The organism is Ruegeria sp. HKCCD3925, assembly GCF_057221175.1.
In genome coordinates, this window is the sequence record NZ_JBWVBI010000002.1 from 538,917 (window position 1) to 564,838 (window position 25,922).

The 25,922-nt window shown below is 56.5% G+C and carries 23 protein-coding genes and 1 pseudogene; 7 read left to right on the forward strand and 17 right to left on the reverse strand.

The window, feature by feature from the left end; translation table 11 throughout:
* Positions 1 to 32: 32 nt before the first annotated feature.
* The 5 genes from AC2TEM_RS07230 to AC2TEM_RS07250 all read right to left on the reverse strand — a co-directional run bounded on the left by AC2TEM_RS07230 (position 33) and on the right by AC2TEM_RS07250 (position 7,447).
* Positions 33 to 773: an aspartate racemase/maleate isomerase family protein gene (locus AC2TEM_RS07230; RefSeq protein ID WP_170423145.1), complete on the reverse strand. Its 741-nt coding sequence runs from the start codon at positions 771 to 773 to the stop codon at positions 33 to 35.
* A complete protein-coding gene (locus AC2TEM_RS07235; RefSeq protein WP_170423147.1) occupies positions 770 to 1,837 on the reverse strand; it encodes an aminotransferase class I/II-fold pyridoxal phosphate-dependent enzyme in 1,068 nt (355 codons plus the stop codon). Before AC2TEM_RS07235 ends, AC2TEM_RS07230 begins: the two co-directional genes overlap by 4 nt.
* Positions 1,834 to 3,486, reverse strand: coding sequence for a hydantoinase B/oxoprolinase family protein (locus AC2TEM_RS07240; RefSeq protein ID WP_170423149.1), 1,653 nt, complete (start codon positions 3,484 to 3,486; stop codon positions 1,834 to 1,836). Before AC2TEM_RS07240 ends, AC2TEM_RS07235 begins: the two co-directional genes overlap by 4 nt.
* The gene (locus AC2TEM_RS07245; protein WP_480856058.1) at positions 3,483 to 5,582 is read right to left on the reverse strand and encodes a hydantoinase/oxoprolinase family protein; all 2,100 of its coding nucleotides are present in this window, start codon (positions 5,580 to 5,582) and stop codon (positions 3,483 to 3,485) included. The genes AC2TEM_RS07240 and AC2TEM_RS07245 overlap by 4 nt, the downstream gene beginning before the upstream one ends.
* Positions 5,583 to 5,839: 257 nt before the next feature.
* Positions 5,840 to 7,447: an ABC transporter substrate-binding protein gene (locus tag AC2TEM_RS07250; RefSeq protein WP_170423153.1), complete on the reverse strand. Its 1,608-nt coding sequence runs from the start codon at positions 7,445 to 7,447 to the stop codon at positions 5,840 to 5,842.
* 218 nt (positions 7,448 to 7,665) lie between these two features.
* Between AC2TEM_RS07250 and AC2TEM_RS07255 the strand changes: the two genes are divergently transcribed.
* The 3 genes from AC2TEM_RS07255 to AC2TEM_RS07265 are packed head-to-tail and all read left to right on the forward strand — an operon-like array spanning position 7,666 to position 11,193.
* Positions 7,666 to 8,646 carry an ABC transporter permease gene (locus AC2TEM_RS07255; protein ID WP_170423155.1) on the forward strand — a complete coding sequence of 327 codons (981 nt, stop codon included), beginning with the start codon at positions 7,666 to 7,668 and terminating at the stop codon, positions 8,644 to 8,646.
* Positions 8,643 to 9,563, forward strand: coding sequence for an ABC transporter permease (locus AC2TEM_RS07260; protein ID WP_170423157.1), 921 nt, complete (start codon positions 8,643 to 8,645; stop codon positions 9,561 to 9,563). The genes AC2TEM_RS07255 and AC2TEM_RS07260 overlap by 4 nt, the downstream gene beginning before the upstream one ends.
* On the forward strand, positions 9,553 to 11,193 hold the full coding sequence (locus tag AC2TEM_RS07265) for an ABC transporter ATP-binding protein (protein WP_480856059.1): 1,641 nt from the start codon (positions 9,553 to 9,555) through the stop codon (positions 11,191 to 11,193). Before AC2TEM_RS07260 ends, AC2TEM_RS07265 begins: the two co-directional genes overlap by 11 nt.
* Before the next feature lie 46 nt (positions 11,194 to 11,239).
* On the opposite strand, the gene AC2TEM_RS07270 is transcribed toward AC2TEM_RS07265, so the two are convergent.
* Positions 11,240 to 11,482 carry a hypothetical protein gene (locus AC2TEM_RS07270; RefSeq protein WP_170423161.1) on the reverse strand — a complete coding sequence of 81 codons (243 nt, stop codon included), beginning with the start codon at positions 11,480 to 11,482 and terminating at the stop codon, positions 11,240 to 11,242.
* Between the two features lie 506 nt (positions 11,483 to 11,988).
* On the opposite strand from AC2TEM_RS07270, the gene AC2TEM_RS07275 reads away from it, so the two are divergent.
* Positions 11,989 to 12,297 (forward strand): helix-turn-helix domain-containing protein, encoded by a 309-nt coding sequence (locus AC2TEM_RS07275; protein ID WP_170683839.1) that lies wholly within the window; start codon positions 11,989 to 11,991, stop codon positions 12,295 to 12,297.
* An 83-nt stretch (positions 12,298 to 12,380) separates the two neighbouring features.
* Here AC2TEM_RS07275 and AC2TEM_RS07280 read toward each other — a convergent pair whose 3' ends face one another.
* The 7 genes from AC2TEM_RS07280 to dctP form a co-directional block, all read right to left on the reverse strand.
* Positions 12,381 to 13,055: an adenylate kinase gene (locus tag AC2TEM_RS07280; protein ID WP_170423165.1), complete on the reverse strand. Its 675-nt coding sequence runs from the start codon at positions 13,053 to 13,055 to the stop codon at positions 12,381 to 12,383.
* 121 nt (positions 13,056 to 13,176) lie between these two features.
* On the reverse strand, positions 13,177 to 13,584 hold the full coding sequence (locus tag AC2TEM_RS07285) for a universal stress protein (protein ID WP_170423167.1): 408 nt from the start codon (positions 13,582 to 13,584) through the stop codon (positions 13,177 to 13,179).
* A gap of 127 nt (positions 13,585 to 13,711) precedes the next feature.
* A complete protein-coding gene (locus AC2TEM_RS07290; protein ID WP_170423169.1) occupies positions 13,712 to 15,226 on the reverse strand; it encodes a malonate--CoA ligase in 1,515 nt (504 codons plus the stop codon).
* A gap of 5 nt (positions 15,227 to 15,231) precedes the next feature.
* Positions 15,232 to 16,488 carry a malonyl-CoA decarboxylase gene (locus AC2TEM_RS07295; protein ID WP_170423171.1) on the reverse strand — a complete coding sequence of 419 codons (1,257 nt, stop codon included), beginning with the start codon at positions 16,486 to 16,488 and terminating at the stop codon, positions 15,232 to 15,234.
* A complete protein-coding gene (locus AC2TEM_RS07300) occupies positions 16,485 to 17,801 on the reverse strand; it encodes a TRAP transporter large permease (RefSeq protein ID WP_170423173.1) in 1,317 nt (438 codons plus the stop codon). The genes AC2TEM_RS07295 and AC2TEM_RS07300 overlap by 4 nt, the downstream gene beginning before the upstream one ends.
* Positions 17,802 to 17,806: 5 nt before the next feature.
* Complete coding sequence (locus tag AC2TEM_RS07305) at positions 17,807 to 18,349, reverse strand: TRAP transporter small permease (RefSeq protein ID WP_170423175.1); 543 nt, start codon at positions 18,347 to 18,349, stop codon at positions 17,807 to 17,809.
* A gap of 101 nt (positions 18,350 to 18,450) precedes the next feature.
* Positions 18,451 to 19,437 (reverse strand): TRAP transporter substrate-binding protein DctP, encoded by a 987-nt coding sequence (gene dctP / locus AC2TEM_RS07310; protein WP_170423177.1) that lies wholly within the window; start codon positions 19,435 to 19,437, stop codon positions 18,451 to 18,453.
* Positions 19,438 to 19,575: 138 nt separating this feature from the next.
* Between dctP and AC2TEM_RS07315 the strand changes: the two genes are divergently transcribed.
* From AC2TEM_RS07315 to AC2TEM_RS07325, 3 genes and pseudogenes are all read left to right on the forward strand, one after another.
* Positions 19,576 to 20,232, forward strand: coding sequence for a GntR family transcriptional regulator (locus AC2TEM_RS07315; RefSeq protein ID WP_170423179.1), 657 nt, complete (start codon positions 19,576 to 19,578; stop codon positions 20,230 to 20,232).
* Positions 20,233 to 20,412: 180 nt separating this feature from the next.
* Entirely contained in the window at positions 20,413 to 20,670 is a 258-nt protein-coding gene (locus AC2TEM_RS07320) for a metal-sensing transcriptional repressor (protein WP_170423181.1), read from the forward strand.
* Between the two features lie 4 nt (positions 20,671 to 20,674).
* Positions 20,675 to 20,864, forward strand: a pseudogene (locus AC2TEM_RS07325) (MFS transporter); the annotation flags it as partial.
* 286 nt (positions 20,865 to 21,150) lie between these two features.
* Here the strand turns inward: AC2TEM_RS07325 and AC2TEM_RS07330 are convergent.
* From AC2TEM_RS07330 to AC2TEM_RS07345, 4 genes are all read right to left on the reverse strand, one after another.
* A complete protein-coding gene (locus AC2TEM_RS07330) occupies positions 21,151 to 22,029 on the reverse strand; it encodes a sulfotransferase domain-containing protein (RefSeq protein ID WP_170423183.1) in 879 nt (292 codons plus the stop codon).
* Positions 22,030 to 22,114: 85 nt separating this feature from the next.
* Positions 22,115 to 23,356 carry a glycosyltransferase gene (locus AC2TEM_RS07335; protein WP_170423185.1) on the reverse strand — a complete coding sequence of 414 codons (1,242 nt, stop codon included), beginning with the start codon at positions 23,354 to 23,356 and terminating at the stop codon, positions 22,115 to 22,117.
* Positions 23,356 to 24,408: a glycosyltransferase family 61 protein gene (locus AC2TEM_RS07340; protein WP_170423187.1), complete on the reverse strand. Its 1,053-nt coding sequence runs from the start codon at positions 24,406 to 24,408 to the stop codon at positions 23,356 to 23,358. Before AC2TEM_RS07340 ends, AC2TEM_RS07335 begins: the two co-directional genes overlap by 1 nt.
* A 292-nt stretch (positions 24,409 to 24,700) precedes the next feature.
* Positions 24,701 to 25,828 (reverse strand): DegT/DnrJ/EryC1/StrS family aminotransferase, encoded by a 1,128-nt coding sequence (locus AC2TEM_RS07345; protein ID WP_480790493.1) that lies wholly within the window; start codon positions 25,826 to 25,828, stop codon positions 24,701 to 24,703.
* Positions 25,829 to 25,922 lie beyond the last annotated feature (94 nt).

The following is a 25,922-nucleotide window of genomic DNA, read 5'->3' on the forward strand; positions in this document are numbered from 1 at the left end:
GGGCAGGGGGGTCGACCGCTGCCCCGGTTCGGTTACAGCAGATCGAACAACCGGCCCGGCAGCGCCTCGTGGCGTGGCAGACCCAGCGCCCGCATCATGCAGAACATCATCGCCTGATTTGAGGTCACTACCGGCTTGTCCAGCGTGTCCTCGATCTGCGCGATGGCCTCGACTGCGCGCATGTCGGTGCAGCTGAGCACGACGGCTTGCGCGTCCGGGTGGTCTGCCTCACAGGAGAGGTCGTAAACCTCGTCCGGGGTCAGCTCTCCCTGCCCGTAATTGCCCAGCTCGCGGCCAACATCGGCGCAGCGCACGGTTTCGATGCCGTTTGCGGCCATGAAATCCATCGCCTGCGTGTTGATTTCGCCCAGATAGGGCGAGGAAAAGCCCACTTTCGTCACCCCAAGCGCCTGAATGGCGGCGATCAGCGATCCGGCGGCGGTCAGCGATTGCGCCCCTGATCCGGCCTTGATCTGCTGCGCCAGATCGGCGTCGAAAGTCGGCCCATGGGTCAGCGTGGCCGAGGTGCAGCCGTACAGCACCACATCTGGCCGCACGCCCGAAATCATCCGCAAATCGTGGCTGATGTCCGAGGCCCCAAGCCCTGCCATCTGGTCAGAACCGGGGATTTCATCGACATCATAACCACCCATGCGCTGGAAATGCACGGTGGTATCCGGGCAGCGCATCAAGGCCATATCGGCCTCGAGGTTGGTGTTGGTGAAGGGCACCAGAACGCCGATCTTGGCCCGGGTACGCGTTTCGTGGCTCATGACGTTACCTTTCTCAGAACGGCCAGACAGCGATCCATTACCGGCGTGTCGCAGATCGTGGCGCGCAGGCAGTCGGACAGACCATAGCCGCCCATACCGCGCATCAGCAGTTTCTCGGCCCGTAGCGCGGCGTCGGCCTGTTGCGCCTGCTCGGTCGAGGCAAAGCGGATCAGCACGAAATTGGTGTGGCTGTCCGGTACGATCAGCCCCAGATCGCGGCAGTCCTCCGCGAGCCGATCGCGAATGGTTGCCGTTTTCGCGACCACGTCCCGCATATGCGCCTGATCGCGCATCGCCGCCGCTGCCGCAGCCTGCGAGGCAATCGAGATGTTGTTGGGGTTCAACAGCTTGCGCAGCTCTCTGGCGATGTCGGTGGGGAAATAGCCCCACCCGGCGCGCGCCCCGGCAAGCCCGTAAGCCTTGGAGAAGGTGCGGGTGATCACGGTATCCCCCCGATCAGCCAGCGCGAAAATCTCTGCTGGATCGTTGGCTTGGTCGGCGAACTCGGCATAGGCCTGATCGACCACCAGCAGCACGTCGCCGGGTAGCGCGTTGCGCAGGCGCAGGATGTCGGCATTCGGGATCAGGGTGCCGGTGGGATTGCCCGGGTTACAGACAAACACGATACGGGTCGCCGGGGTGACGGCGGCCAGAACCGCGTCGACGGATACGGTCAGATCGACCTCGGGCGCGGCGACGTATTCGGCCTGCGCCTGCGCCGTGGCCGAGGCCACGAAGGCATAGCCATACTGCGTGCCCAGCACGTGATCGCCGGGCCCGGCAAAGGCGCGGATCAGGCAGCCGATCAGCTCCATCGAGCCCGCGCCACACAGCACCCGCGCCGGGTCGACCCCGTGTACCCCGGCAATGGCCGCGCGCATGTCGGGCCATTCGGGATCGGGGTAGAGCGTCAGATCAGCCAGCGCTGCCTGCCCGGCCGCCACGGCGGACGGACTGGCCGGAAAGGCGCTTTCGTTCTGCGCCAGCGAGATGGTGCCTTCACCACCCAGATCGGCCAGCGCATAGGCGCCCATGGCGCCGACATGAGAAACCGGACGGATCATGTGTCACCTCCGTAAGCTTTGGCCCCCTCGGCACTGACCAAACCGCGTTTGAGGTCCAGCTCCAGCGCATCCGAGTTGCGGTCGCCCGGATCGCCGAAACCGCCACCACCGGGAGTGTCGAAGATCAGATAATCGCCGCCTTCAACTCGCAGCTCTCCCTTGCCGGGAATGTCGCTGTCGCCTTCGCGAAAGCGGATGCGCCCGGGCGCGCCGGGTTTGCCGCCCATGCGCCCAAGGGCGGGGAACTTTAGTCGCTCGACCGACAGGAACACGATGAAGGGCGCACCGTTGGACGAGGTCATCTCGATCCGCTGCCCCAGCCCGCCGCGATACTTGCCCGCGCCGCCGGAATCCGCACGCAGTTCGCGCCGCCAGATGGTGACAGGCGCGACGCTTTCGGTGATCTCCACCTGCGAACCGAACACGCCCGAGGGGTAGGCGGTGGCTGACAGCCCGTCCGCATGAGGCCGCGCGCCGGTGCCGCCATTATGTACCGGTTCCACTGCGAATTCGCGCCCACCATCGCGGGCCACCTCGGGGGCGTGGCGCATGGGCAGGTCGAACATGCAGCTTGCGCCCTCGGCGGGCACTTCATCAGGTAGTGCCTGATGCAGACAGCCCAGCACCAGATCGGGTGTCACCTGACCCAGCGTGTGCCGCATCGCCACCGGCACCGGGCGCTGTGCGTTCAGGATGCAGCCCTTGGGGCCGTCCACGGTGAACGGCTCCAGCGATCCGGCATTGTTGGGGATGTCCGAGCCGACGATGCAGCGCAGCGCAAACACGGTATAGGCGGTGGCATAGTTCAGCGGCACGTTGATGCCCTTGCGCGAACAACCCGAGGTGCCGGTGAAATCCACATGCATCCCCGATTTACTGACGGTCAGCGCGGCGTGCAGCTCCAGCTCATTCTCATAGCCATCCATCTTGAGGACGTTCTTATAGACCCCCTCGGGCACCTCGGCGATGGCCTCAAGCGTGCCACGGCGCGAAGTGTCGATGATATAGGACCCCAGCGCATCCAGATCGGTCAGGCCGAACTCTTCCATCATACTGACCAGCCGGTTCACCCCGGCCTCGCAACAGGCGATCAGGGCATAGATGTCGCCCTCGTTGGCGATGGGCTCGCGGCTGTTGGCGCGGATGATGTCCAGCAGCAGCGCGTTAGGGGTACCTTCCTCGACCAGTTTGCAGGGCGGAATCAGCAGCCCCTCGTCATGGATGTCGGAGCCTTCCGGCCCCATGCCCAGACCACCCAGATCAACCAGATGCGAGGTGCATGAGGTGAAGCCCACCACTTTGCCATCCTTGAACGCGGGCATCATCAGCAGGAAGTCGTTCAAATGCCCCGAGGCCAGCCACGGATCGTTGGTCATGTAGATATCGCCCGGTTTCATGGTCTGAACCGGGAAAGCGGCGCGCAGATGCTGCACCGCTTCGGCCATGGTGTTGATATGGCCCGGCGTGCCGGTTACCGCCTGTGCCAGCATCCGGCCGTTGGCGTCGAAGATCCCGGCGGAGATATCGCCGCATTCGCGCACGATGGGCGAAAAGGCGGCGCGGATCAGGGTTTGGCCTTGTTCTTCGACCACTGCCAGCAAACGGTTCCACATCACTTGTAGGCGGGCGGGGGAAAGATCGGTCGTCATGAAGCGCCTCCTTTCTGGTCCTGAACCAGGACGAGGTTTCCTATGGCGTCCACATGGGCCGAGAAATCAGCCGAGACCAGCGTGGTGGTCTGCGGCTCGTGGATCAGCGCCGGGCCTTGTATGTGATCGCCGGGGTATAGGTCAGCCCGCGCCACGAATGCGGCCTGTTTCAGCGCCCCGTCCACATCGCAGGTGATCGGGTGGGATACGGTTGCGGTGATGGTAGTCAATGCCGGAGTTTCCGGCACTGGCGGCACGGCGCTGTCGCTTGTGGCGACGCGCACCGCCCAGTTGAGAATCTCGATCTGCATCCCCGGCACCGGGCGTGAGAACTGCTTGCGATATTCTTCCTCAAAGGCGGTGGTCAGCGGTGCAATATCGTCTGCCGTCAGATGCCGGTCGGGCAGAGTGATCTCGATCTCGTGACCCTGACCGTTGTAGCGCATGAAGGCGGTGCGCTGTGTTTCGGTCGGGGCATCGCCCGCGCCTTGGGCAACCACGCCTTTGGCCTCGACGATCATGGTGTCGAACAGCGCGTTGATCTCATCCATGTCCATGCTGTCCAACAGCGAATAGCGCGAGCGGACGATTTCGAACGACACGGGTGCGAACAGGAAGCCCACGGCAGACCCCACGCCCGGATTGGGCGGGATTACAATGCGGCTGACCCCGGCGGATCGTGCCACCCGGCTGGCATGCAACGGCCCGTTGCCGCCAAAGGCAATCATCGTGCGCAGTCCAAGATCCTTGCCCGATTCCACCGCGTGCATCCGGCCTGCGCTGGCCATGCTTTCATCGACGATGCGGCTGACGCCGTCGGCTGAGCCAACGGCATCGAGATCTAGTTTCGACCCGATCACCCGGCTCAGCGACTGTTTGGAGCCTTCGGGGTCCAGCTTGATATGCCCCTCGGCAAATGTGTCGGGCACGATGTAGCCCAGCGTAATGTCGCTGTCTGTCACCGTGGGCTCGGTGCCGCCGCGCATGAAGGCCACGGGTCCGGGTTCAGACCCCGCCGATTTCGGACCCACGGTCAGGCGTCCCAACCGATCCACCCCGGCGATGGAGCCACCGCCCGCGCCGATCTCGATCATCTCGATCACCGGGATGCGCACTGGCATGCCCGAGCCCTTTATGAACCGCGCGGCGCGGGCGATCTCGAACTGGCGCGAGGTCTGCGGGCGGGCCTTATCGATCAGGCACAGCTTAGCGGTGGTGCCGCCAACGTCAAAGGACAGCACCTGATCCAGCCCGGTGCGGGCGGCGATGCGGGCGGCCAGAATGGCCCCTCCGGCGGGGCCGGATTCCACCAGCCGGATCGGAAAACGCGCGGCGGTGCGCACGGTGCACATGCCGCCGCCCGCCGTCATCATCAGGATCGGACAGGTCACGCCCTCGGCCTCGAACCGGTCGACGAAACGGGCCAGATAGGTCTGCATCAGCGGCTGGATATAAGCATTGGCGACGGTGGTGCACAGCCGGTCGAACTCGCGCGCCTCGGGGCTGACCTCGGACGAGATCGAGACGGTCAGATCGGGCCGCTTCTCAGCCAGCACATCGCGTAGGCGGCGTTCATGGGCGGGATTGGCATAAGCGTGCATCAGGCAGATCGCTATGGCCTCTGCGCCGCTCGCGTCGATATCGGCCAGCAGTGCGTCGATGGCCGAGTCTTCGAGCTCGATCAATACCTGACCACCCGCCGACATGCGTTCGCGCACGGTCAGAGCACGCTCGCGCGGCACCAGCAGGTCAGGCTTCTCGAGGTTGATATCATATTGCGAATAACGCCGCTCATACGCGATTTCCAGGATGTCGCGAAAGCCTTCGGTGGTCACCGTCGCCACCACCGCGCCGCGACGTTCGATCAGCGCATTGGTCGCCAGGGTGGTGCCGTGGATAAAGCCGGTCACCTGATCCAGCGTCCGGCCCGATTGCTGCACTACTCGCGCGGCCCCTTCCATGGCGCCGTCAGCAGGGTTCTGATGGGTGGTCAGGGTCTTGGTGGAGGCCAGGATTGTCTCTTCGCCAGAGACAAGGACCGTATCGGTGAAGGTGCCGCCAATATCGATGGCCAGGCGCAGCGTTTGAGTTGTCATGAGGTCTTCCGAAATTTCTGTAATCGCAGCGTAAAGCAAAAGGCCCGAGGCCCTGCTTTATGCAAGGATCACAAGATCACAGCCGGTTGCGCGGCGGTCCGTAGGATTCGGAATGTCAGTCTGTGTCATGGGCGAAATGTGCAGTTTCAAGATAGCGGCAGCAAGCTGGATTACGACAGAAAGGCCTGCAAGCGACATCTATCGTCTCTGCAGGCCAGAAATCTGCCGACACGGGCCACCAGACGGAGAGCGCGCGATCAGGCAAGCCACCAGCGTTCAGGGGCTTTGGCACCATCCATTTCCCAATTCGCGGCGATCTCGCCCTGGGCGACGGTTTTGGCAACACCCATGATATGATTGGCGAACATCGGAACGATCGCACCGCCATCATCATGAACCAAAGTCTGCGCTTCGGCATACAGAGTGCGGCGTTTGGCGTCGTCCAGCTCTGCACGGGCCTCGACCACGATGGCGTTGAAGCGATCGGCGGCTTCGCCTGTGCGCCAGGCGGTCTCGTTCCATTCGGTGTCGTTGGTATAGGCCGATGCAAACATCCAGTCCTCGGTCGGGCGGCCCGACCAGTACGAGAATGACCAGGGTTTCTTGTTCCAGACATTCGACCAGTAGCCATCCGAGGGTTCGCGAACCACTTCGATTTCAATACCTGCTTCGGCCGCGGATGCGGCGATCAATTGAGCCGCATCTACTGCGCCAGCAAATGCCGCGTCTGAAGATGACAGCTGCAGCGCGCCGCTATGGCCTGATTTCTTATAGTGATAGGTGGCCTTTTCAGCATCAAATTCACGTTGCGGTAGATCGCCGTCGAAATAGCGGTTGGCGGTCGAGATCGGATGATCGTTGCCCAATGAGCCATGACCCAGCAGGATCTTGTCGACCAGTTCCTGGCGTTTGACTGCCAGCTTCAGCGCCATGCGCAGATCGTAATTGTCGAAGGGCGTGGCATCGACCCGCATTGGTATCGTGTAATGCAGGGTCGAGGTTTTCTCGAGGATGTTGATATGTGGTGCCCGCGATAACAGGGCGACCGTCTTGGGATCGACCCGGTCGATTGCCTGGACTGATCCGTTCATCAGCGCAGTCTGGCGCGCAGTCGGGTCGATGATAGTAAGGAACTCGACCTCATCGAAATGGGCCCGATCCTGTTTGAAGTAATTCGGGTTGCGGCGCGCCTTTACCCGCACGCCCGGCTCGTACACCTCAATGATATAGCCACCGGTGCCGATACCGGATTGCGGGTCGGTCAATTTGCCATCGGTCGAAGGCATTATGACCAAGTGATAGTCCGACAGGATGTATGGGAAGTCGGCATTGGCTGATTCCAGCTCGAACACCACGTTGTTGCCATCGGCGCGCATTGATTTGATTTGGGCGACCAAGCCGTTCACCGCAGATTTCGATCCCTCGCCACGGTGGTGGTCGATAGTGGCGATGACATCGGCAGGGCTAAGGATTTGGCCATTGTGGAACTCGACCCCTTCACGCAGGGTGAATACCCAAGTGATCGCGTCGTCCGAGGAATACTCGGTCGCGAGTTCGGGCACCAAATTGCCGCTTGCATCTACTTCGACCAAGTTGTTGCCGAACAGATAGGCGACAGCGGTGTTGATCGTACCTTCATAGGTTGCTGGATCTAACGAGTCGGTGGTCGAACCGCTGCCAAAGCCAAATTTGATCGCTCCGCCTTTTTTGGGGACCTGCGCAAGTGCTTGTCCGGATAGGCTCAATGCTGCTGGAACGGCAAGGCCTGCAGCCAGTGCGCTTGACATGAAGCTGCGACGTGAAACCCGACCGCTCTGCAGTTTCTGCATCTGAGAGGACAGGAAAGGTGATCCGGGCTTTTTCATTTGGGGCCTCCTGGTTGAACCTGTTGTTCACAATGTTCTTTGAACCGCAGCACGCAGGCCCGTTCCGAACGTCCAAGCGAAGATCACTCGGCTGTACGGCTTCAACAAACGAAGAAAACGGGGACATAGGTCATGTTTTCTTTGTCAGTGTTGCGGAGATGATCTGTCTAGACTGCGCGCACCCGCCGAATGAAGCCCCGCAGACGCAAGGAGTTCAGATGCATCCGGTTCTGGTGACGATACTGAAACGCCTGGGACTTGGCGTAGTGACCCTAGTTGTCGTTTCCATCATTATCTTCTGTTCAATCCAGATGCTGCCCGGCGATTTCGGTGAGGCTGTACTGGGCCAGGCCGCGACTGAGGAAACGGTGGCGGCGTTCCGGGCCGAGCTTGGCCTCGATAAACCTGCCTATATCCGATATTTCGACTGGATCGGTGCGTTGGCGACCGGGGATCTGGGAACGTCGTTCTCAGGTCGGGCGAGTTCGGGTGTGGATCGATCACGTCCGGTAGTGGAACTGGTCGCACCGCGCTTATGGAACACATTGTTTCTTGCGGGTATGGCGGCGCTGATCTCGGTTCCGCTAGCGCTGTTTCTGGGCATCACCACCGCGCTGTGGCGCAGTTCGCGCTATGATAAGCTGGCCAGCGCCAGCACCTTGACGGCGATCTCTTTCCCCGAGTTCTTCGTGGCCTATATCCTGATTTTGCTGTTCGGAACGCTATGGCCGGTGTTGCCGTCGTTGGCCAATGTGGAGCCAGGGATGCCGCTGGTCGAGCGGATCGTCAAATGCATATTACCTGCGCTTACACTGACACTTGTAATCGTCGCGCACATGATGCGTATGACGCGGGCTTCACTGATCAGTCTTCTAGCTTCACCCTATGTCGAGATGGCGCGGTTGAAAGGAGAGAACGCCCGCCGCGTGGTTCTGCATCACGCGCTGCCCAATGCGTGGGCGCCAATTTCAACGGTGGTCGCGTTCAACCTGGCCTATCTGGTAGTTGGAGTGGTCGTGGTCGAGGTGGTGTTCGTCTATCCCGGCGTCGGCCAACTGATGGTCGATGCGGTCAGCTCGCGCGATATCCCGGTGGTTCAGGCGTGCGCCCTGATATTCGCCGCCACATATGTCCTTCTGAACCTGATTGCCGACATCATTGGAATCGTCACCAACCCGAGGCTTCTGCACCCAAAATGAGCCAGACAAGCAAGACATATTCAGCCGCCGCCGAGGTGGGTCGCGTGCGGACCCGTCGCAGCAAGCGCGAGCGTATTTGGATCGAGCTGAAGAAAGCGCCGCCGACAGCAATTTTCGGCATGTTTGTGATCCTGTTCTATATAGTCATGGCAATCGGAGCGCCGGTCACCGCGCCTTATGGTGAGGCCGAGGTATTCCCGACGCCTTACGCACCCTGGTCGTCCGAGCATTGGCTGGGTACCGACCAGATCGGGCGTGATATCCTGTCGCGGCTGATCTATGGCGCGCGCAACACCATCGGTATCGCTTTTGTCACTACGCTGCTGGCGTTCTTCATCGGAGGCGGTCTGGGGCTGATCGCTGCGATTAACCGCAGTTGGCTGGATCAATTGATCAGCCGGGGCGTAGATATATTTATGGCCATTCCCAGCCTGATTTTCGCGCTGATGCTGCTGTCGATTTTCGGCTCGTCGGCGCTGTCGTTGATTTTGATTATTGCGATTCTGGATTCAACCCGCGTGTTCCGCCTGACTCGCGCTGTGGCGGTGAACGTGGCAGTGATGGATTATGTCGAGGCAGCCCGGCTGCGCGGCGAAAAACTGCCTTGGGTGATGCGTCGCGAGATTTTGCCCAACATCATGCCTCCGCTGGTGGCCGAGTTCGGGCTGCGATTCTGTTTCGTGTTCCTAACCATCGCTGCGCTCAGCTTTCTGGGCGTCGGTATTCAGCCCCCCACCGCCGATTGGGGAACCATGGTGCGCGAGACCGCCAACCTGATCCAATTCGCCAAATATGATTTCAAGGCCGGGGTCACGCCGCTGCTGCCCGCTGCCTCGATCGCGTTGATCACTGTGGCGGTCAACTTTGTCGTCGACTGGTTCTTGCACAAAACAAGCGGATTACGCGATGAACACTGAGACTGACCTTCTGCTGGATATGCGCGACATCCGTATCGAGGGGTTCTCGGACGAAAAGTGGAATCCGATCATCAGAGGTGTCAACCTGACCCTGAAGCGCGGTGAGGTGCTGGGCCTGATAGGCGAAAGTGGCGCGGGCAAGTCGACGCTGGGCAAAGCGGCTATGGGATACACTCAGCCCGGCTGTCGTATCACGGGCGGTTCGATCCGGTTCAAGGGGCAGGAGTTGCGGGATCTGGACGACCACGTGCTGCAGCATCTGTGGGGATCGCGGATAGCCTATGTGGCCCAATCGGCGGCTGCGTCGTTCAACCCGGCGCATAAGTTGTTGGATCAGACCGTTGCTGCAACGGTGCGCGAGGGACTGCAACCCGAGAATGTCGCGCGTGAGGATGCCCGCGCGCTTTATGCCTCGTTGTCGTTACCGCATCCCGAAACGATTGGTGACCGCTATCCGCATCAGGTCTCCGGTGGCCAGTTACAGCGGATCATGACAGCCATGGCGATGTCACCCCGTCCCGATTTGATCATTTTCGACGAACCGACAACTGCGCTGGATGTGACGACCCAGGTCGAGGTTCTGACTGCTATGCGCCGGATCGTCGAAGAATTTCATACCGCCGCAATCTACATAACCCATGACCTGGCGGTGGTCGCGCAGATGGCGGACCGGATCAAGGTGCTGCGCTATGGAGAAGAGGTAGAAGAGGCGGAAACGCGCAAAATGCTGTCTGCGCCCGAGCAAGAGTATACCAAATCCCTCTGGTCCGTGCGGCTATTGCAAAAGCAGGCCGAGACTTCGGATGATATCATCCTTAAAATTGACGGTGTGGATGCGGCCTATGGCAAGAGCGCCAAGGTGTTGAACAATGTGTCAATCAGCCTGCCGCGGGGGCGCACGGTGTCGATTGTCGGCGAATCCGGATCTGGTAAATCGACCACGGCGCGGGTGATCACCGGCTTGCTGCCAGCCACAAGCGGGCAGGTCACGTTCAATAGCGAGGTCCTGCCAAACGAACTGAAAAATCGCAGCCGTGATCAGCTGCGCAGAATTCAGATGATTTATCAGATGGCCGATACCGCGATGAACCCGCGTCAAACCGTAGGTGAAATCATTGGACGTCCGCTGGAATTTTATCATGGTCTGCGGGGCCGGGCGCAGGAGGACTGGGTCATCGAACTGCTTGAAGCCATCGAGTTGTCGGAAGACTTCTATGATCGTCTTCCCAGCGAATTGTCCGGCGGACAAAAACAGAGAATTTGCATTGCTCGCGCTCTGGCCGCCGACCCTGAGGTGATTATTTGTGACGAAGTGACGTCCGCACTGGACCAGATTGTGCAGGAGGGCATACTGCAATTGCTGATGCGCCTACAAAAGGAGCGCGGAATTTCCTATCTGTTCATCACGCATGACATTGCCACGGTCGAGGCTATTTCGGACGAGATTGTTGTGATGCTGAATGGTCAAGTCGTCGAGCAGGGATTGAAGAATACCGTTCTATCCGAACCCTTCCCGGACTATACAAAGCTGCTGCTAAGTTTGGTTCCCGAGATGGACCCGGATTGGTTGACGAGCCTGCTGAAAGAGCGAAAAGAAAATCACTTAGATACAAAACATGACACTGCGTAGGCGCGGGCAATAACAACACTTGCGAAGCTCAGTCGCAGTGGACTTCTCATTCTGCTTTTATTCCGAAACTCTTTTTTACCGGCACTACAATAGATCGATACGCAGAGAACCTGAAACTCAGGAGCAACTCGCGAATTAAGGTGGCTTTTGACTGGATCGCACTGATATTCTTGTTCACAATCAGTTCGATCCTCTTTTGGGCTGCCATAGGGTTAATACTTGAGGTCACCGCAGGCCGTGTAATTGCCCCGTTCTTCGACACCCCATTGGTGACATGGGTTGCAGTCATCGCAACCTTCCTCGCCGGGTTTCCTCAGGCAGCGCGCGCGAAGCCTTGTCGCAAAATACGAGTGCAAGGCTGCGATCAATAATGTGCGAGCGGCGCTTGTCGTGATGACTGTCCCAATGGCATCATCTCCGACGGTCATGGGACTGCTCTCTGCAATGGGTGCTCGAGTAGTGGCTGGAATGCTGCAGAGCGCACCTTACATGCGTCGCAAAAAGATCTTACCGACTAAACTTCCTAGAACGACATAGTCCAATTTGGTGATGCCTCATGAACAATAGATCTGGGACCGAGTGAACGTCGATCTCAATCTGGCATCCCCTGTCTTGTTCGTTGGAGGTGGCAGTAGCACTTTGCCTACCAAGCTGCTCGCACCGCGACCACTGATGCAGGTCGCCCGGTTTTTTCTGATCGACCCTGGCGAGCGGGCGCAGAGCTTTTACATCTCTTTTTCGCCCAACCTGACTCATGGGGGCAACGCAATCCTTCGAACGCAGCATTGAGTGCAAATGCGTTATGCGGGCCCGATCCCGGTTTCCGAATTGGCCCGCACCGCTCGACTTGAGCTGCGCACTTTTGGATTCCGATTCCTGACGGCCACGGGTTTCACGCCATCGGAATACCTGCAACAGCGTCGCATCACCAATGCATGTCAGAGGCTGGAACTATCGCAGTCCAGTATCGAAACCATCGCCCGGGAGAGGTATATGGATGTTTCAGCATTCCGCCGAATGTTTCACGAAATAGTCGACCTCTCGCCGGGAGATTACCGCAAGCGCTTTTCTTTTCTTAAAGACGTTTCGCATTTAAGAAAATGACGTCTGAACAGCCTTTCTTGGGTCTGTTTTTGCTTTGGCTAAGCGTAATTGCAAAGGTCTTATTCCTCTGCTTTCTTTTGTCATCACGACCTTGACGATATGGCGGCCTCGATGCTTCGATTGATTGCCTCGATCGGTCCAATTGCGTCAACATTCGCCAAAACGCCCATATGGCTATAGTAGTCGATCAAGGGTGAAGTCTGTTCACGATATTCAATCAGGCGTGCAGCGACTGTTTCGGCCTTGTCGTCAGCGCGGCGCTTAAACTCAGAGCCTCCGCAATTGTCGCAGCGTTCCGCTGCCTCAGGCGGTTTGAATGTATCATGGTAACCTTCGCCACATCCTGCACAAGTAAAGCGACCGGAAATGCGGTCGACCATCTTCTTGTCATCCACCGCAAGACTGACGACAGCGCTGATCTGCTGCCCCGTTTCCGCCAATAGTTGATCCAATGCGCGCGCCTGGCTAAGCGTGCGTGGAAATCCGTCTAATATCACCCCTCCGGCACAGTCCGAATCCCTCATACGGTCACGCAAGATCGAAATGACGATGTCATCTCCGACGAGCCTGCCTTCAGCCATGATAGATTCCACCGCCTTGCCTGTTTCGCTGCCGCTTTCAATCGATCTGCGGAGCAAATCGCCTGTCGACAACTGAACCAAGCCAAATTTTTGCTCAAGCAGTCGGGATTGCGTTCCCTTACCGGCACCAGGAGGGCCGAGAAGGATTAACACTTTAGACGTATTCGGGCTGGTCACTCTTTTTCCTCTTAGAGAATATCGTAAACACGACTTGGAATAGACCGCTCAGTGCCATTTCAGATGTATTAGCGGTGTATGACGGTCGTGTGTGGGCGTTGCTTCTGATCCCTAGACCAGACTATCGCACCACGTGTACGGAACAGTTTGCATGCCTGACTACGCGTGCCGCTGTGGACCCCAGTAGATAATCCTGCAATCCAGGCTGGTGGCTTGCGATAACGATGCAGTCTGCATTGTTATTCGTTGCATAATCGAGAATTCCACGGCCCGACTGTCCTTCGACAATTTCAATTTTGGAGTCCGCTACCCCGTCCACTAGTGGGCCCAGTTTGTCAGTAACACTGGTCTTTGCGATATCCAGATGGTTTTCAGGAAGCAGGTCGCTTGTGTATTGCGGAAGGTGCTCAATGACATGCAATAGAGTGATATGACCACCATCCGAGCGGAGAGTTTGTGCAACATCCAGCGCTCTTTGCGCGTCGCGGTCGGTATCAAAGGAAACAGGGACTAGAATATTTCCATACATTTCTGGTTCTCCAGCAGGTAGAAAAATTCAACAACCCGAGCAGGGAACAGGTCCGCCTGCCCTGGTTGTTGAAGTTAGGCCCGTAGCATTATCGAGAAGAGGGGCTACTGGGCCGGGGAGGGTCATCTTACGCTGCCACGAACATGTCTTTGTATCGGTCGCGCAGGATGTTCTTTTGAACTTTGCCCATGGTGTTGCGGGGTAGTTCGTCCAGCAGGATCAGTTTGCGTGGATGCTTAAACCGCGCCAAGCTACCGCGCACGGCCTCCATCATTGCGTCCAGATCGGGGGTTTGGCCCGGCTCTGCAACGATCACGCCCAGAACAGTTTCGCCGAAATCGGGATGTGGAACGCCCACCACGGCGCTTTCCAGCACGCCGGACTGGTCATCCAGAACCAGCTCGATTTCTTTGGGATAGATGTTGTAACCGCCTGAAATAATAAGGTCTTTGTTGCGGCCAACAATATGAACATAGCCGTCTTCGTCGATCCGGCCCAAATCGCCAGTGATGAAGAACCCGTTCTCGCGCAGTTCGGCGGCAGTCTTCTCCGGCATCTGCCAGTAACCTTTGAACACGTTGGGCCCGCGTACCTCGATCTCGCCGATCTCGCCCTGAGCCAGCGCATTGCCGTCTGAATCACAGATCTGCAGCTCGACCCCAGGCAATGGAAAGCCCACCGTGCCTGCGCGGCGGTCGCCGTCATAGGGGTTCGAGGTGTTCATGTTGGTTTCGGTCATGCCATAGCGTTCAAGGATGCGATGGCCAGTGCGTTCTGCGAACTGTACATGGGTTTCGGCCAGCAAGGGTGCCGAGCCTGAAACAAACAGGCGCATATGTGCGGCCAGATTCTTGGTGAAGCGGTCATCGTCCAGAAGGCGGGTGTAGAAGGTTGGCACACCCATCATGGTCGTGGCATTGGGCATCCGCCCGATGATCTCATCCAGATCGAACTTGGGCATAAAAACGATGCTGCTGCCTGCAGCCAGCGTGACATTGGTGGCCACGAATAGTCCGTGAGTGTGAAAGATCGGCAGCGCATGCAGCAGCACGTCGTCGGATGTGAAGCGCCATTCTTTGACCAGCGTCTGTGCATTCGACAACAGGTTGTTCTGGGTCAGCATCGCACCCTTCGATCGGCCTGTGGTCCCCGATGTATAGAGGAATGCGGCCAGATCGTCGTCATCACGGTCAACGGTGTCAAAGCTGGCAGGCATTGCTGCAGCCTGCTCCATCAGGCTGCCGCTGCCATCAGCGTTCAGGGTTTCCACCTTCGCGCCTAGCTGCGCACCAACCGGGGCGAGTTTCTCTTCGCTGCGGCTGTCACAAACGATCAGCGAGGCGCCACTGTTTTCGATGAAATAGGTCAATTCATCCACAGTGTAAGCGGTATTGAGCGGCAGGAATACAAGACCTGCCTGCGCACAGGCAGCATATAGCGCCAGCGCTTCGGGCGATTTCTCGATCTGTGCCGCAACCCGGTCGCCGGGTTTCAGGCCCAGCTGCGTCGCCACATGGGCGATTTGTGCGGCGGTGCTCAGGAAGTCCTGATGGGTGATGGTCGTTCCGTCGAGCAACTGCAAAAAAGCTGTGTCTTTACCGGCATGTGCGCCGAACAAACCGTCATAGAGAGGATTGGCCATAAGGGTTACCTTTCCTGTGTCGTGGTGAGAGAGGCTGACGCGGCAAGCGATTTGGCCTCGGACGAGGCGATTACCTCGCGGGTGTTGGCGAACTGTTCGTGGTTCTGCGCTACGCGGCCAAGGTCATAAAGATAGTTGACCATGGTGCCACCGGACTGTGCCCGGCCCTTGTCCGAAACATCTGCGTCGGCATGAACCGCATGGACCAGCGCACCGTTGCCAAGATGGAACCGTGCCACCGGATCGAACGGCAGATCGCCCCGACCTTTGGCGTTCAACAGGTAATGTGCGGCCAGTGCTTTCATCTGATCGGGCTCTTCGATGTTCCAATCGATGCCTTCCTGCGACAACCATTTGGTCAGCCCCGGAATTGGCGAGAGCGTGACGAAGGTTTTCAGCCCCGCCAACTCAGCCGACAGGTCCGAGGCCACCTGTTTGATCAGCGAATTGCCGAAAGAGATGCTGGCCAACCCGGCCTGACAGTTGGAGATCGAGTAGAACACAGCCGTATCGGCCTGATCTTCGGGCAATGGATCGCGGTCTTCGGCGAGCAAGGCCTGTACGGAACCCGGAATACCGCTGTTCAGCGCCACTTCGACAAAGATCAGCGGCTCATCAGGCATCGAGGGATGAAAAAAGGCAAAGCAGCGCCGGTCAGTGGGTTCCAGCCTGCGGCGCAGGTCATCCCAGCTGTCGATGGCATGGACCGCCTCATACGCAATGATCTTTTCCAGAATATGCGCCGGGCTTTCCCAGTTGATCGGGCGCAGCACCAGAAAGCCACGATTGAACCAGCTGGCAAACAGGTGCCGGAAGTCCAGGTCAAGCGCCTGCAATTCGGGCTCCTTGCCGCCCAGTCGCAATAGGTCGGCGCGCATCTGAACCAGCGCTCCGGTGGCACCGGGTACCCGGTTCAGACGGCGGATCATTTCCTGCCGGGCCGGTTCCACCGCAGCCGCAAAGGTGCGATAGGTCGCTTTCGAAGGGTTGCGCTCGTATTCGTCCAGTGACGAACGTACCGCCTCGGGATCGATATTCATGGCGGTGGCGAGATAGCGGAAGAACTCCAGCTTGTCGTCATCACTCAGCGTATCGAACCGGGTCAGAATTTCCTCGGCCAGCGCCAGCCCCGAAGTTTCCCCCGCTGACCCAACCAGCGCGTCGGCCAGTTCGGTCAGTGGTCGGCCATCCGGAGCCACCGCGCCGTCGCGGCGGTAACGCCGCTCGAACACGGTGGATAGAAGATCCGCCAGCAGGGTCATACCGCTGCTCCCATCACCAGGTCAGGCAGCCATGTGGCCAGACCGGGGAACAGGCACAGCAGGACAATCGCGATCACCATGCAGGCCACGAAGGGGAGAGAGCCTGTCAGGATGGTCTTGAGCGAGATGTCGGGCGCAATGCCGTTGATCACATAGAGGTTCAGGCCGACAGGGGGCGAGATCAGGCCAATCTCCATGTTGATGGTCAGTACAACCGCAAACCAGATCGGATCGAAGCCAGCGGTGGTGATAATCGGCAGCAGGATCGGTGCCGCCATCAGGATCACAGCGACGGGCGGCAGAAAGAACCCGGCGATCAGCAGGAACACGTTGACCGCACCCATCAGAACCCAACGGTTCACGTCCAGCGTACCGATCCATTCGGCAATCGCCTGTGTGATGAACAGCGAGCTGAGCATGTAAGAGAACACACCGGCAGCGGCGATGATGAACAGGATCATCACGCTTTCCTTGGTGCTGTCGCGCAGCACGACCCAGATGTCCTTGGGGTTCCACAGCTTGTAGATGATCATCGCGATCAGCAGGCAGAGCAGGGCACCGACAGCAGCCGTTTCCGACGGGGTGGCGATACCGCCATACATGGCGTAAAGCACACCCAGAATGATGCCGAGGAAGGGCAGCACGCGCGGCAGAATCTCGAACCGTTCGGCCCAGGTGTAGCTGCCCGAACCCAGACGGGTCGCGTCACCGGATTTCCAGGTCGAATACAGCGACCAGGCCATGAACAGACCCACCAGCATAAGGCCCGGGATCACACCGGCCAGAAACAGACGGCCAATCGAGGTTTCGGTGGCAATACCGTAAACGATCATGGTGACCGATGGCGGGATCAGGATTCCCAGAGTACCGCCTGCAGCGATCGAACCGGCGGCGACGCCGTCAGGATAGCCACGTTTGCGCATCTCCGGGATACCCATCTTGCCGATGGCGGCACAGGTCGCGGGTGACGAACCGGACATAGCCGCAAATAGGGCACAGGCACCGAGGTTTGATACGACCAGACCGCCGGGAACACGGGTCAGCCAGCGTTCCAGCGCTTCGTACAAATCCGCTCCAGCTCTGGTAGAGGCGATTGAGGCCCCCATGATGATGAACATCGGGATAGACAGAAGGGCGAAGTTATCGAGTTTGCCGAACAGGATTTCCGGCATCAGTTCCAGCGAGCGCGGTCCGTCAAAGACGATTAGGAACCCAGCCGAGACGATCAGCAGGCCGATGGCCACGGACACGCCCGAGAAAAGAACAAGGATGGTGGCGATGGCGACAATAGCGCCGAGCAGAAGGGGATCCATCGGCTTTACTCCAGACCAAATGGTTTATCGATGCCAAGCAGGACGGCGACGAGATCGGCGATCAGTTGCAACAACAGCAGACCAAAGCCAACTGGGATGGCGAGGTAGGGGATCCACAGGCGAACGCCCCAAACGGTGTCGGATTTCCATCCGCGCTCCCATGCGAAGTGCCAATACTCGTAGCCGTAGAACAGCATGACTGAGACGATGGCGATGGACAGAACCGAAGTCAGGATCGCCATGTAAAAGCGGGCTCGAGGTGCGAGCGAAATCGGGATCAGGTCAACATTCACGTGACCGCGCAGGCGCTGCACATAAGGCAGACCGACCAGGGTTGCGGCGATGACCAGATAAATGACCGCTTCGGTTTGCCAAATGGTCGATTGATTCAGCACGAAGCGCACGATGATCATCTGGCAGGTGATGGCGACAGCAGCGACGATCATGCCTGCGGAACACCATCCAGCCAGAGTTGAAAGCGCAGCGACAAAGCGAAGGAAGGGATTGTTCCCTGTGTGGGAAGCAACGGCAGAGCTATGACCGGCCATTTGCGCCTCCTGTGATTGAGATGCAATTAAGTCTGAAGATCAGAGAAGATCAGAACCAAGATCGGATGCCGAGCGGCGGCAGGCCGCCCGGCAAGATGGGGTCATTCGACTGCCAGAGCCTTGTCCAGCAGGTCCTGCCCATCAGGAACCTCTTCTACGAAGGCCTTGTAAGATGTTTCCATTGCCAGCGTACGCCATGCTTCGAAGTCTTCGGCGCTCATCTCCGCAATCTCAACACCGGCGTCGGCAAAAACTTTCGCCGAGTTGGCGTCCTGTTTCTTGGCCTCTTCCAAATAGAAGGCCTGTGCCTTTTCCGATGCAGCCAGCAATGCGGCTTGCTGATCTTGGTTCAGTCCGTCGAAGGTGGATTTGTTCATCAGCAGCGGCTGATACATGAACCACAGCGCCACATCGCCCGCAGGGGTATAGCAGGCAACCTGCTCGTAGATGCGGTAGCTGACAAAGGACGAGGACGACGTGTTGGCCGCCTGCAAAACGCCGGTTTGCATGGCGTTATAGATTTCCGACGACGCCATTGATGCGATCGAGGCATCAGCGCCGGCCAGCATCTGCTCAAAGGATTTACCTGCCGCGCGAGTCTGCAGGCCTGCGACATCCTCAGGGTTCGTGATGCACTTGTCTTTACCGGCGAAGCCACCGGCCAGATAGCCATGCACCAGCACCATCACGTCGTCCTGAGCCATTTTCTCTTCCAACGCCTCCATGAAGGGCGAGTCGGCCAGACGGGCAGCGTGATCGTGGTTTTTCACCAATCCCGGCATCAGCGTCAGATTATAGGCAGGCTGCTGACCGCCGGCGTAGGACAGCGGCAGTATGGTCATATCCAATTGACCGCGGCTGAGCGGCTTGTACTGCTCGCGCGGCTTGAACAGCGATTTCGAGCCGAAAATCTTGATTTCCAGATCAACGTCCGCCGCCGCAACCTCGTCTGCAACAATCTGTGCTACTTGATGGCGAATGTCCTTGTTCGACCACTGATGTGACAGGCGCAGTTCCTCCGCTGACACCAATGTACCGGCGGATGCAAGCGCCAACGCAGCGACCGCCGTTTTGAACACTGATTTCATTTTTTCCTCCCGTTTTCAGTCCCGGATGAGCCGGGGATGAATAGGAGCATAGGGCAGTAATGTTTTTTTAGTCAAGGTTTTTGTATACAAGATATGATTTCTTGAGTTCTCGCCTAATCACAAGTAAAACAGAAACCTATGGACCAACGACTTGCAGATACCATCGCTCAGGATTTGGAAGAGCTGATTTTTGACGGGACATTTTCGGACGGTGACCGTCTAGATGAGGTCAAACTGGCTGAGCAGTTCGGGGTCTCACGAACGCCACTTAGGGAAGCATTCCAGAGACTTGCCTTGTCGGGGTTGGTCGATCTGATAGCGCGGCGGGGCGCTTTTGTCCGACAGCCCGGCCCGGTGGAACTGATGGAGATGTTCGAGGTCATGGCCGAGCTTGAAGCCGTTTGCGGTCGACTTGCGGCGTTGCGCATTTCCGATGAAGCTTTGCTTGAACTGACCGAAGCTAACAGCAAATGCCAACTGGCCGTGGATGCGGGCAATCCCGATGCGTACTATCTGGAAAACGAGCGGTTCCATCGAATCATCTATCAACAGTCCGGCAATGCATTCTTAGAGCAAGAAACTTCCAAGCTGCACAGAAGGCTCAAACCATTCCGTCGACAGCAGCTTCGGTTCCGTGGTCGTATGGCCCAGTCCATGGCCGAACACGAAGAAATTGTCAGAGCCCTGAAAAAAGGCGTACCGGAAGAAACAGCGAATGCGCTGCGTGACCATGTCGCCGTACAAGGTGAGAAGTTTCGCAACCTTATGGCTTCACTCAAGAGCGCCGCTGAGTAGCAGTTGTCGTTAATACACGCGGAATTTCATTGTGAGCGCGACTGGGCTGGTCAGCTAGCGTTGATGCCAGTGCACCTTTGAACCAGATCTCTAGTATAATCGAGTCAAATTTCGAACCCATATTGACGCGGCAGGATTTCCTATTGTCCTATCCCCCTGGTAGGGATATGTGGTTGTGATATGAATCACAAGCACACCTCACACCCAACGATTATCGCGCGGCTTAAGCGGGCCGAAGGCCATCTTGCGAAAGTCATCAAGATGTTAGAACAGCAGAGTCCCTGCGCAGACGTCGCGCAGCAACTACACGCGGTTGAAAAAGCAGTTACGAACGCAAAACGAGCGCTTATTCACGACCATATCGATCACTGTCTGACGGGCAAGGATGATTCCAGGCAAGCCGCGGAAGAATTGAAGAGTATTAGCAAATATCTTTGATCCGATGCTTTCAGTTCTGAAAAATCGAACATAATCGCCATCTGTTCTTCGCCCAAATCGTAGCGTTGTCGGGCACTGGTTTGGCAACAGTGGCTCTCAGTTTGCTCGCCTTTCAGCTTGCCGAAGATTCTGCTGCGTTGGTGCTGGGAGCTGCGCTAACGATCAAGATGGTCGGATTTGTCGCTACTTTGGCCATTCTAAAAGTTTGCGACACATCCCGACAGTCGTGATCATGATGATTGACAACATCGGAGGCGATATCGATTTTAACTGGAGGCTGCTAGCCAATGGTTATCTACCCGAAAACTTTCACGAAAAGGGTTCTGTCGCTAACGATATCTCGGTGGAAGAGCTGCGTGAAAAGAGTCCTATCAGCTATAAGGCAAAGGAATTCGGATTAGGCGAAGGTTATTCTGAAGCGGTCCTCGAACGTATCCCTAAACCCGCAACGCCAATACGGCCATGGCTGCCCCTTGATGCCTATATGAGTTCGATACCCGTCAGGGTTCTCAGCTTTTCGAGGTCATCTAAAAAGAGCTTCATTACTTCAGATTTATCCTCAATTTCAATCTGTTGAGCAGGCACCTGTACGGAGTTACGCGCTTGAAGTAGCATCGATGTCGGCAAGCTATTCTTGATTGCACTTGTGAAGCCGGAAGGTAAGCGTCTCAGTAGGCGACCGAGTGTGTTATAGCTTGAGGCTGCATGTCGGCTCTCCGGATTGCGCTTTGTATCAACATGAAAATACTCGCATTCCAGAAACTCAAGGCACGTGTTGACAACTGTTGCAGGGTCTTTCCGCAGGTCATCAAATTTAAGGAGCAATATCTGTTCTCGATCAAATACTTCAAGGTATCGTTCTATCTGATCACCATAACGGCCGATCAAGACAAACATGGGATCTTCTCGCAATGCATCGAGGAGTTTCACCGGCCTTTCTGTGACAGGTACATCCCGCAACTTATGCTTAAGAGCGGATATCGCTCGTTCTACGGGGTGCCGAAGAATGTAAATGATACGTGCATCTGGACGCAGTTTGGCGATGCGTTCCGGTATCGGATCTACGACACCGGGCGCAATTGGCGCAGTTAATTGATCATGCGGACGTAAAAATGAGTAAGTCGTAGAGGCGTCTATCATTACTTTTGCATCAGCGTTCGGAAAACAAGACCTATAATAGTCGATACCCTTGTCGTAGTGCTGAGAAAAAAAATGAGGTTCTTTTGGATTGGATACACAGATTTGCGGTGACTGGTCGAGAAGCCCCGCCAGATAGGTAGTTCCTGATTTCTGTGCACCAATTATGAAAGCTCTTGGGGGGAACACTTCTTTCCTATTCGTTCTATCCTGAATCTGCATTAGCGAGACTGCTATATACCGTAGCACATTGCACCAATTAAAACGCTGTATGTGGAACTGATCAACAAAGCTTATTTAACTGAGCTCAATAAGCTGATCTGGTTTGTAAGGACCGGGCCTTGAGTGATTGAGGAAGTCGACTGGCCCTAATGAGGTGAGTGGCACGCTTGTGGAAAGTAGGTTCAAAGCTATGAGAGGCCCCAAAATCGCGGCTGCGACAGGCCATTTTGCGTAAGGCTGCGCGGTCTAGGTTCAATTTACTAACCTGCGCTGCAAGTTCTGCAGCATTACCTACCGGCACGGACCAACCCGCGCCTGACTCGCTGACGATTCCGGAAAACGCCTCATTGGCATAACCCACTATGGGTACGCCGCAGCTCATTACTTCAGTATAAGTACTAGACGGATCTCCTTGAGGGTGGCAGCAAACAAATAGGTCTGCATTCTTCTTTAAAAAAGGGATCCATCCCGAGGTGAAATCGATGGGCGGACGAACCTTCATACGATCAGATAGCCCGCGTTTAGAGATGCTACGTCGCAAAGCCTCTTCTTGATCGCCGCTGCCGAATATATCAAACTGATAGGGTACTTTAAGCCGGTCCAACGCCTGAGCGACCCGGGGCAGTTCTAACACACCTTTCATGGCGCTCAACCGTCCACCGAAAACCAATCGGAGAGGTTCGCCTTTGTCCATCTGCGCATGTTTGGCTTCTAGCCCGCAGTCGTCAATTATATCCTTGGTGCGAACACGATTGTCGAAATACAGAAACACCTCTTTTACCAAAGGAGAATAGATTTCGTAAGTGGGAGTGCCATTACATTGTAGTCCCGCAGCAAATTGACGAGCGAGCAGGCGGCGTTTACGTTCGGCGCCCACTACATACAGCCTACGCCGCAGTTTTCGCAAAGGATTGGATGTAGTTACATTGATTATCTGTAGCTCTGTCTGGGGTGAATATTCAGATACAAATACTACAGGCACACCAATTTCGCGGCAGAGAACAACCGTTTCAGTCTCATCCGGGGACAAAAGCGCTAACACCACCGCGGCAGAGCACAAGCGTGCTGCCAGTTCGTCCCTGTCATTGGGTCGTATTTCCAGTCCGGTCTCAAGTCGGTCGGGGGCGACTTCGACTTGGTCCATATCAATGCCGGGCCGCGTATCCAGAGCAATCAGAGAGGTGACCGGGCCAGGCCATGTGCGCGCATATTGAGCGGCACCTTCAAGAAACTTCTTTGTTACCACTAGTCGACCGTCTTTACTGCGCCTTGCCTTGAGGCTCGGCAAAAGGATCAACTCTTTGCAGAAATTTTTGTCACCAGTCATTATAGAAGATCTAACGTGCGTTCCAATTCGTCAATATCAATACTAAAACCATTATCCGCGGGATGGCCCACAGTAAAGGCAAACCGCATTCCTGCGCGGTCAGTGAATTCCTTGAAAGCCATAGCAAAACGGTCTGGGGGTTGAAGGACCAAAAAAGTGCCACCTTCAGCCACTGAATAGATCCCATGGGCCAGATGACTACCCTCGACGCTGACGATGATTGGCACATCGAGCAACCGTTTGGATACTTCACGGGGGGATAGCTTGGCGGGTTCGACAATGTCGAAGCCTTTAGCGCTGAGCACATCTTCCAGAGCTTGCTCATTCACAACAATGCGGCGCTCGCCGGTTTCTCCGCGTTTAAGATAGGCGCCCGGCCTGCCAATGCCAACCGAACCAACTGAAGTGCGTAGACGGCGACGCAGCTCGGAAAAACGTACCGCTTTTGAGGCGTTGTGTGCATAGTCTGTATAGAGTGTTAGTCGCTTAACGTGCGCGGAGGTTACAGGTGTAGGCAAGGGTAGTTGGAGCAATCGCCGATAACCAGCTTCGTGATCATAGGGTTTTGTCACCATCGAGATTGTTGTTTCGGCGTGTTGGGCTAGCATTTCCTGAGGCAATGATGCTCTCATAAAAACTCCAAAATAATGACTGCCGGACCAACATGATGTTAGGCAAGCTTCGCTGAGATGCTCCTTCGAATTGTTGTTATTCTGTAAAAGCTTAAAAGAACCGAAGCCCTCTTGCGTGCGTGCTGCGCCATGGAAAAGAAAGGATCCAGAAATCGTGACATCTTTTATCAGGTAGGCGCGCGTGGCAGCGTGCTCAGTGTCGCGACCTTCAATCGAGTGTCGCTCTGTTTCCCAATTTCGCCAGGGGGAAAGTGCTGTGATGCGATCAAGAGACGATGCGACATAAATTGCCGGAGGAGTATTAGTAATGTCGGACGGACAAATTTCCCAGCTGTCGCTGGCCAGGCTACGTATATTTGGACCCGGGCCAGAGATGAGACGGTTAAAGCACCATCTTAGCGCCACAGTATCTAGGGGCATGGTGGAGGCCCCCTATAGATAAGTGGAGATATCTTTGCATCGAGCAGACTAGGTCTAGGTAACCTGTACTGCTTAAGTTTGGTGCACAAAAAAAGTATATTTTCACGCCGACTGTATAAAGCGGCCAAATTACGATGCATTCGGAACTCCAAAAGTCATGAGCTTATTTGGTTCGCGATCTATCAGGTCTTTGAAAGGCAAGTTAAGTATCGATGCAAATTGCGTTTAAGTTATGCTAGCACAACAGGGCATCCAGGTTAACTATCTTTGTTCTGAATGCAAAAATTACAATTCATACTTCGCGGATCAAATCGATAATCCGGTTTTGGTCTTCCAGCGCCAAATCGGGGTAAAGAGGCAGGCACAATACCTGCCCTGCAGCTGTGATAGAGTTTGGTAATCCCACTGGATTGGCTGAAGGTAGGTCGCGGTACATCGGCAACTGGCTTAGCAAAGGAAAGAAGTATCGCCGTGCATAAATGTTGTGCGCTGCCAGGCGGGCTTTAAGTTCTGAACAGCTTAAAGGATAACTAGGCTCCACCATGATCGGAAATGCATAGTTATTCTGCCCGTAAGTAGCGGGCGAATAGACGCAGCGAATGCCAACCGTGCCTTCAAGACATTCCCTATACCTCTGCGCTACCTGTCCTCTCAGAGCGATGTCTTCATCCACATACGCAAGCTGCGCAAGGCCTACTGCAGCGTGCAATTCACTCATCTTTGCATTGAGGCCTATCGTGTCAATTTGCGCTTCATCGACGATTCCGTAGTTACAAAGGCGATCAAGCGCCAGCTTTGTTTCCGGGTCATGTGAAATGATTGCACCGCCTTCCAAGGTACTGAACACTTTGGTGGCATGAAAGCTCACGACTGACAGATGACCGTGGCGTAGGAGGGTGCCACTGCTGTCCTTCGCGCCAAAGCAGTGAGCCCCATCGTATATCAGGGCTAGCCCGTGGCGTTCAGCGATTTCAGCCAACGCGTTCGTATCGCAGGGAATGCCATAGCAATGGACGGCGAGTATAGCGCTTGTGCGAGGGGTAATACGTCGTTCAACGTCATCGGGATCGACGTTGAGCGTCACCGGATCAATGTCCGCAAAGACCGGGTCTGCACCCAGCCAGCTTATCGAATGTGCAGTTGCCACAAATGAAAACGCTGGGGTAATCACCTCACCTGATACACCAAGGTGACGAAGGGCCAGCATAATCCCCAAGGTTGCGTTGGCGACCGGCGTTACAAACGGTACATCTAGGTAAGCTGTAAGCGCTGACTCGAACCTCTTAAGAACGGCCCCGCCATTCGTGACGAACCGGCTTTCCCATATACGATCCAAATGTATCCCGACTTCTTCGCGAGGAGGCAATGAAGGCCGGGTTACATACAAACTCTTGCTCAGCGAGTTAGCAGCGTCATTCACGACAAATAATCCAATGCAACCCTATAGAGCATATACACATAATCTTCTGCGTTCTAGTATTGCCCGTGATTTTAGACAGTATGCAAACAGTTAC

What these genes read in the sequence shown, in the direction of transcription:
- AC2TEM_RS07290 (WP_170423169.1), bottom strand. Translation starts at nt 15,226, where the DNA reads ATGGCCAATCCTCTCTATGACGGTTTGTTCGGCGCACATGCCGGTAAA.
- AC2TEM_RS07240 (WP_170423149.1), bottom strand. Translation starts at nt 3,486, where the DNA reads ATGACGACCGATCTTTCCCCCGCCCGCCTACAAGTGATGTGGAACCGT.
- AC2TEM_RS07265 (WP_480856059.1), top strand. Translation starts at nt 9,553, where the DNA reads ATGAACACTGAGACTGACCTTCTGCTGGATATGCGCGACATCCGTATC.
- AC2TEM_RS07230 (WP_170423145.1), bottom strand. Translation starts at nt 773, where the DNA reads ATGAGCCACGAAACGCGTACCCGGGCCAAGATCGGCGTTCTGGTGCCC.
- AC2TEM_RS07300 (WP_170423173.1), bottom strand. Translation starts at nt 17,801, where the DNA reads ATGGATCCCCTTCTGCTCGGCGCTATTGTCGCCATCGCCACCATCCTT.
- AC2TEM_RS07320 (WP_170423181.1), top strand. Translation starts at nt 20,413, where the DNA reads ATGAATCACAAGCACACCTCACACCCAACGATTATCGCGCGGCTTAAG.
- AC2TEM_RS07255 (WP_170423155.1), top strand. Translation starts at nt 7,666, where the DNA reads ATGCATCCGGTTCTGGTGACGATACTGAAACGCCTGGGACTTGGCGTA.
- AC2TEM_RS07235 (WP_170423147.1), bottom strand. Translation starts at nt 1,837, where the DNA reads ATGATCCGTCCGGTTTCTCATGTCGGCGCCATGGGCGCCTATGCGCTG.
- AC2TEM_RS07305 (WP_170423175.1), bottom strand. Translation starts at nt 18,349, where the DNA reads ATGGCCGGTCATAGCTCTGCCGTTGCTTCCCACACAGGGAACAATCCC.
- dctP (WP_170423177.1), bottom strand. Translation starts at nt 19,437, where the DNA reads ATGAAATCAGTGTTCAAAACGGCGGTCGCTGCGTTGGCGCTTGCATCC.
- AC2TEM_RS07245 (WP_480856058.1), bottom strand. Translation starts at nt 5,582, where the DNA reads ATGACAACTCAAACGCTGCGCCTGGCCATCGATATTGGCGGCACCTTC.
- AC2TEM_RS07295 (WP_170423171.1), bottom strand. Translation starts at nt 16,488, where the DNA reads ATGACCCTGCTGGCGGATCTTCTATCCACCGTGTTCGAGCGGCGTTAC.
- AC2TEM_RS07335 (WP_170423185.1), bottom strand. Translation starts at nt 23,356, where the DNA reads ATGACTGGTGACAAAAATTTCTGCAAAGAGTTGATCCTTTTGCCGAGC.
- AC2TEM_RS07270 (WP_170423161.1), bottom strand. Translation starts at nt 11,482, where the DNA reads ATGACTGCAACCCATGTCACCAATGGGGTGTCGAAGAACGGGGCAATT.
- AC2TEM_RS07340 (WP_170423187.1), bottom strand. Translation starts at nt 24,408, where the DNA reads ATGCCCCTAGATACTGTGGCGCTAAGATGGTGCTTTAACCGTCTCATC.
- AC2TEM_RS07330 (WP_170423183.1), bottom strand. Translation starts at nt 22,029, where the DNA reads ATGCAGATTCAGGATAGAACGAATAGGAAAGAAGTGTTCCCCCCAAGA.
- AC2TEM_RS07250 (WP_170423153.1), bottom strand. Translation starts at nt 7,447, where the DNA reads ATGAAAAAGCCCGGATCACCTTTCCTGTCCTCTCAGATGCAGAAACTG.
- AC2TEM_RS07315 (WP_170423179.1), top strand. Translation starts at nt 19,576, where the DNA reads ATGGACCAACGACTTGCAGATACCATCGCTCAGGATTTGGAAGAGCTG.
- AC2TEM_RS07260 (WP_170423157.1), top strand. Translation starts at nt 8,643, where the DNA reads ATGAGCCAGACAAGCAAGACATATTCAGCCGCCGCCGAGGTGGGTCGC.
- AC2TEM_RS07275 (WP_170683839.1), top strand. Translation starts at nt 11,989, where the DNA reads ATGCGTTATGCGGGCCCGATCCCGGTTTCCGAATTGGCCCGCACCGCT.
- AC2TEM_RS07285 (WP_170423167.1), bottom strand. Translation starts at nt 13,584, where the DNA reads ATGTATGGAAATATTCTAGTCCCTGTTTCCTTTGATACCGACCGCGAC.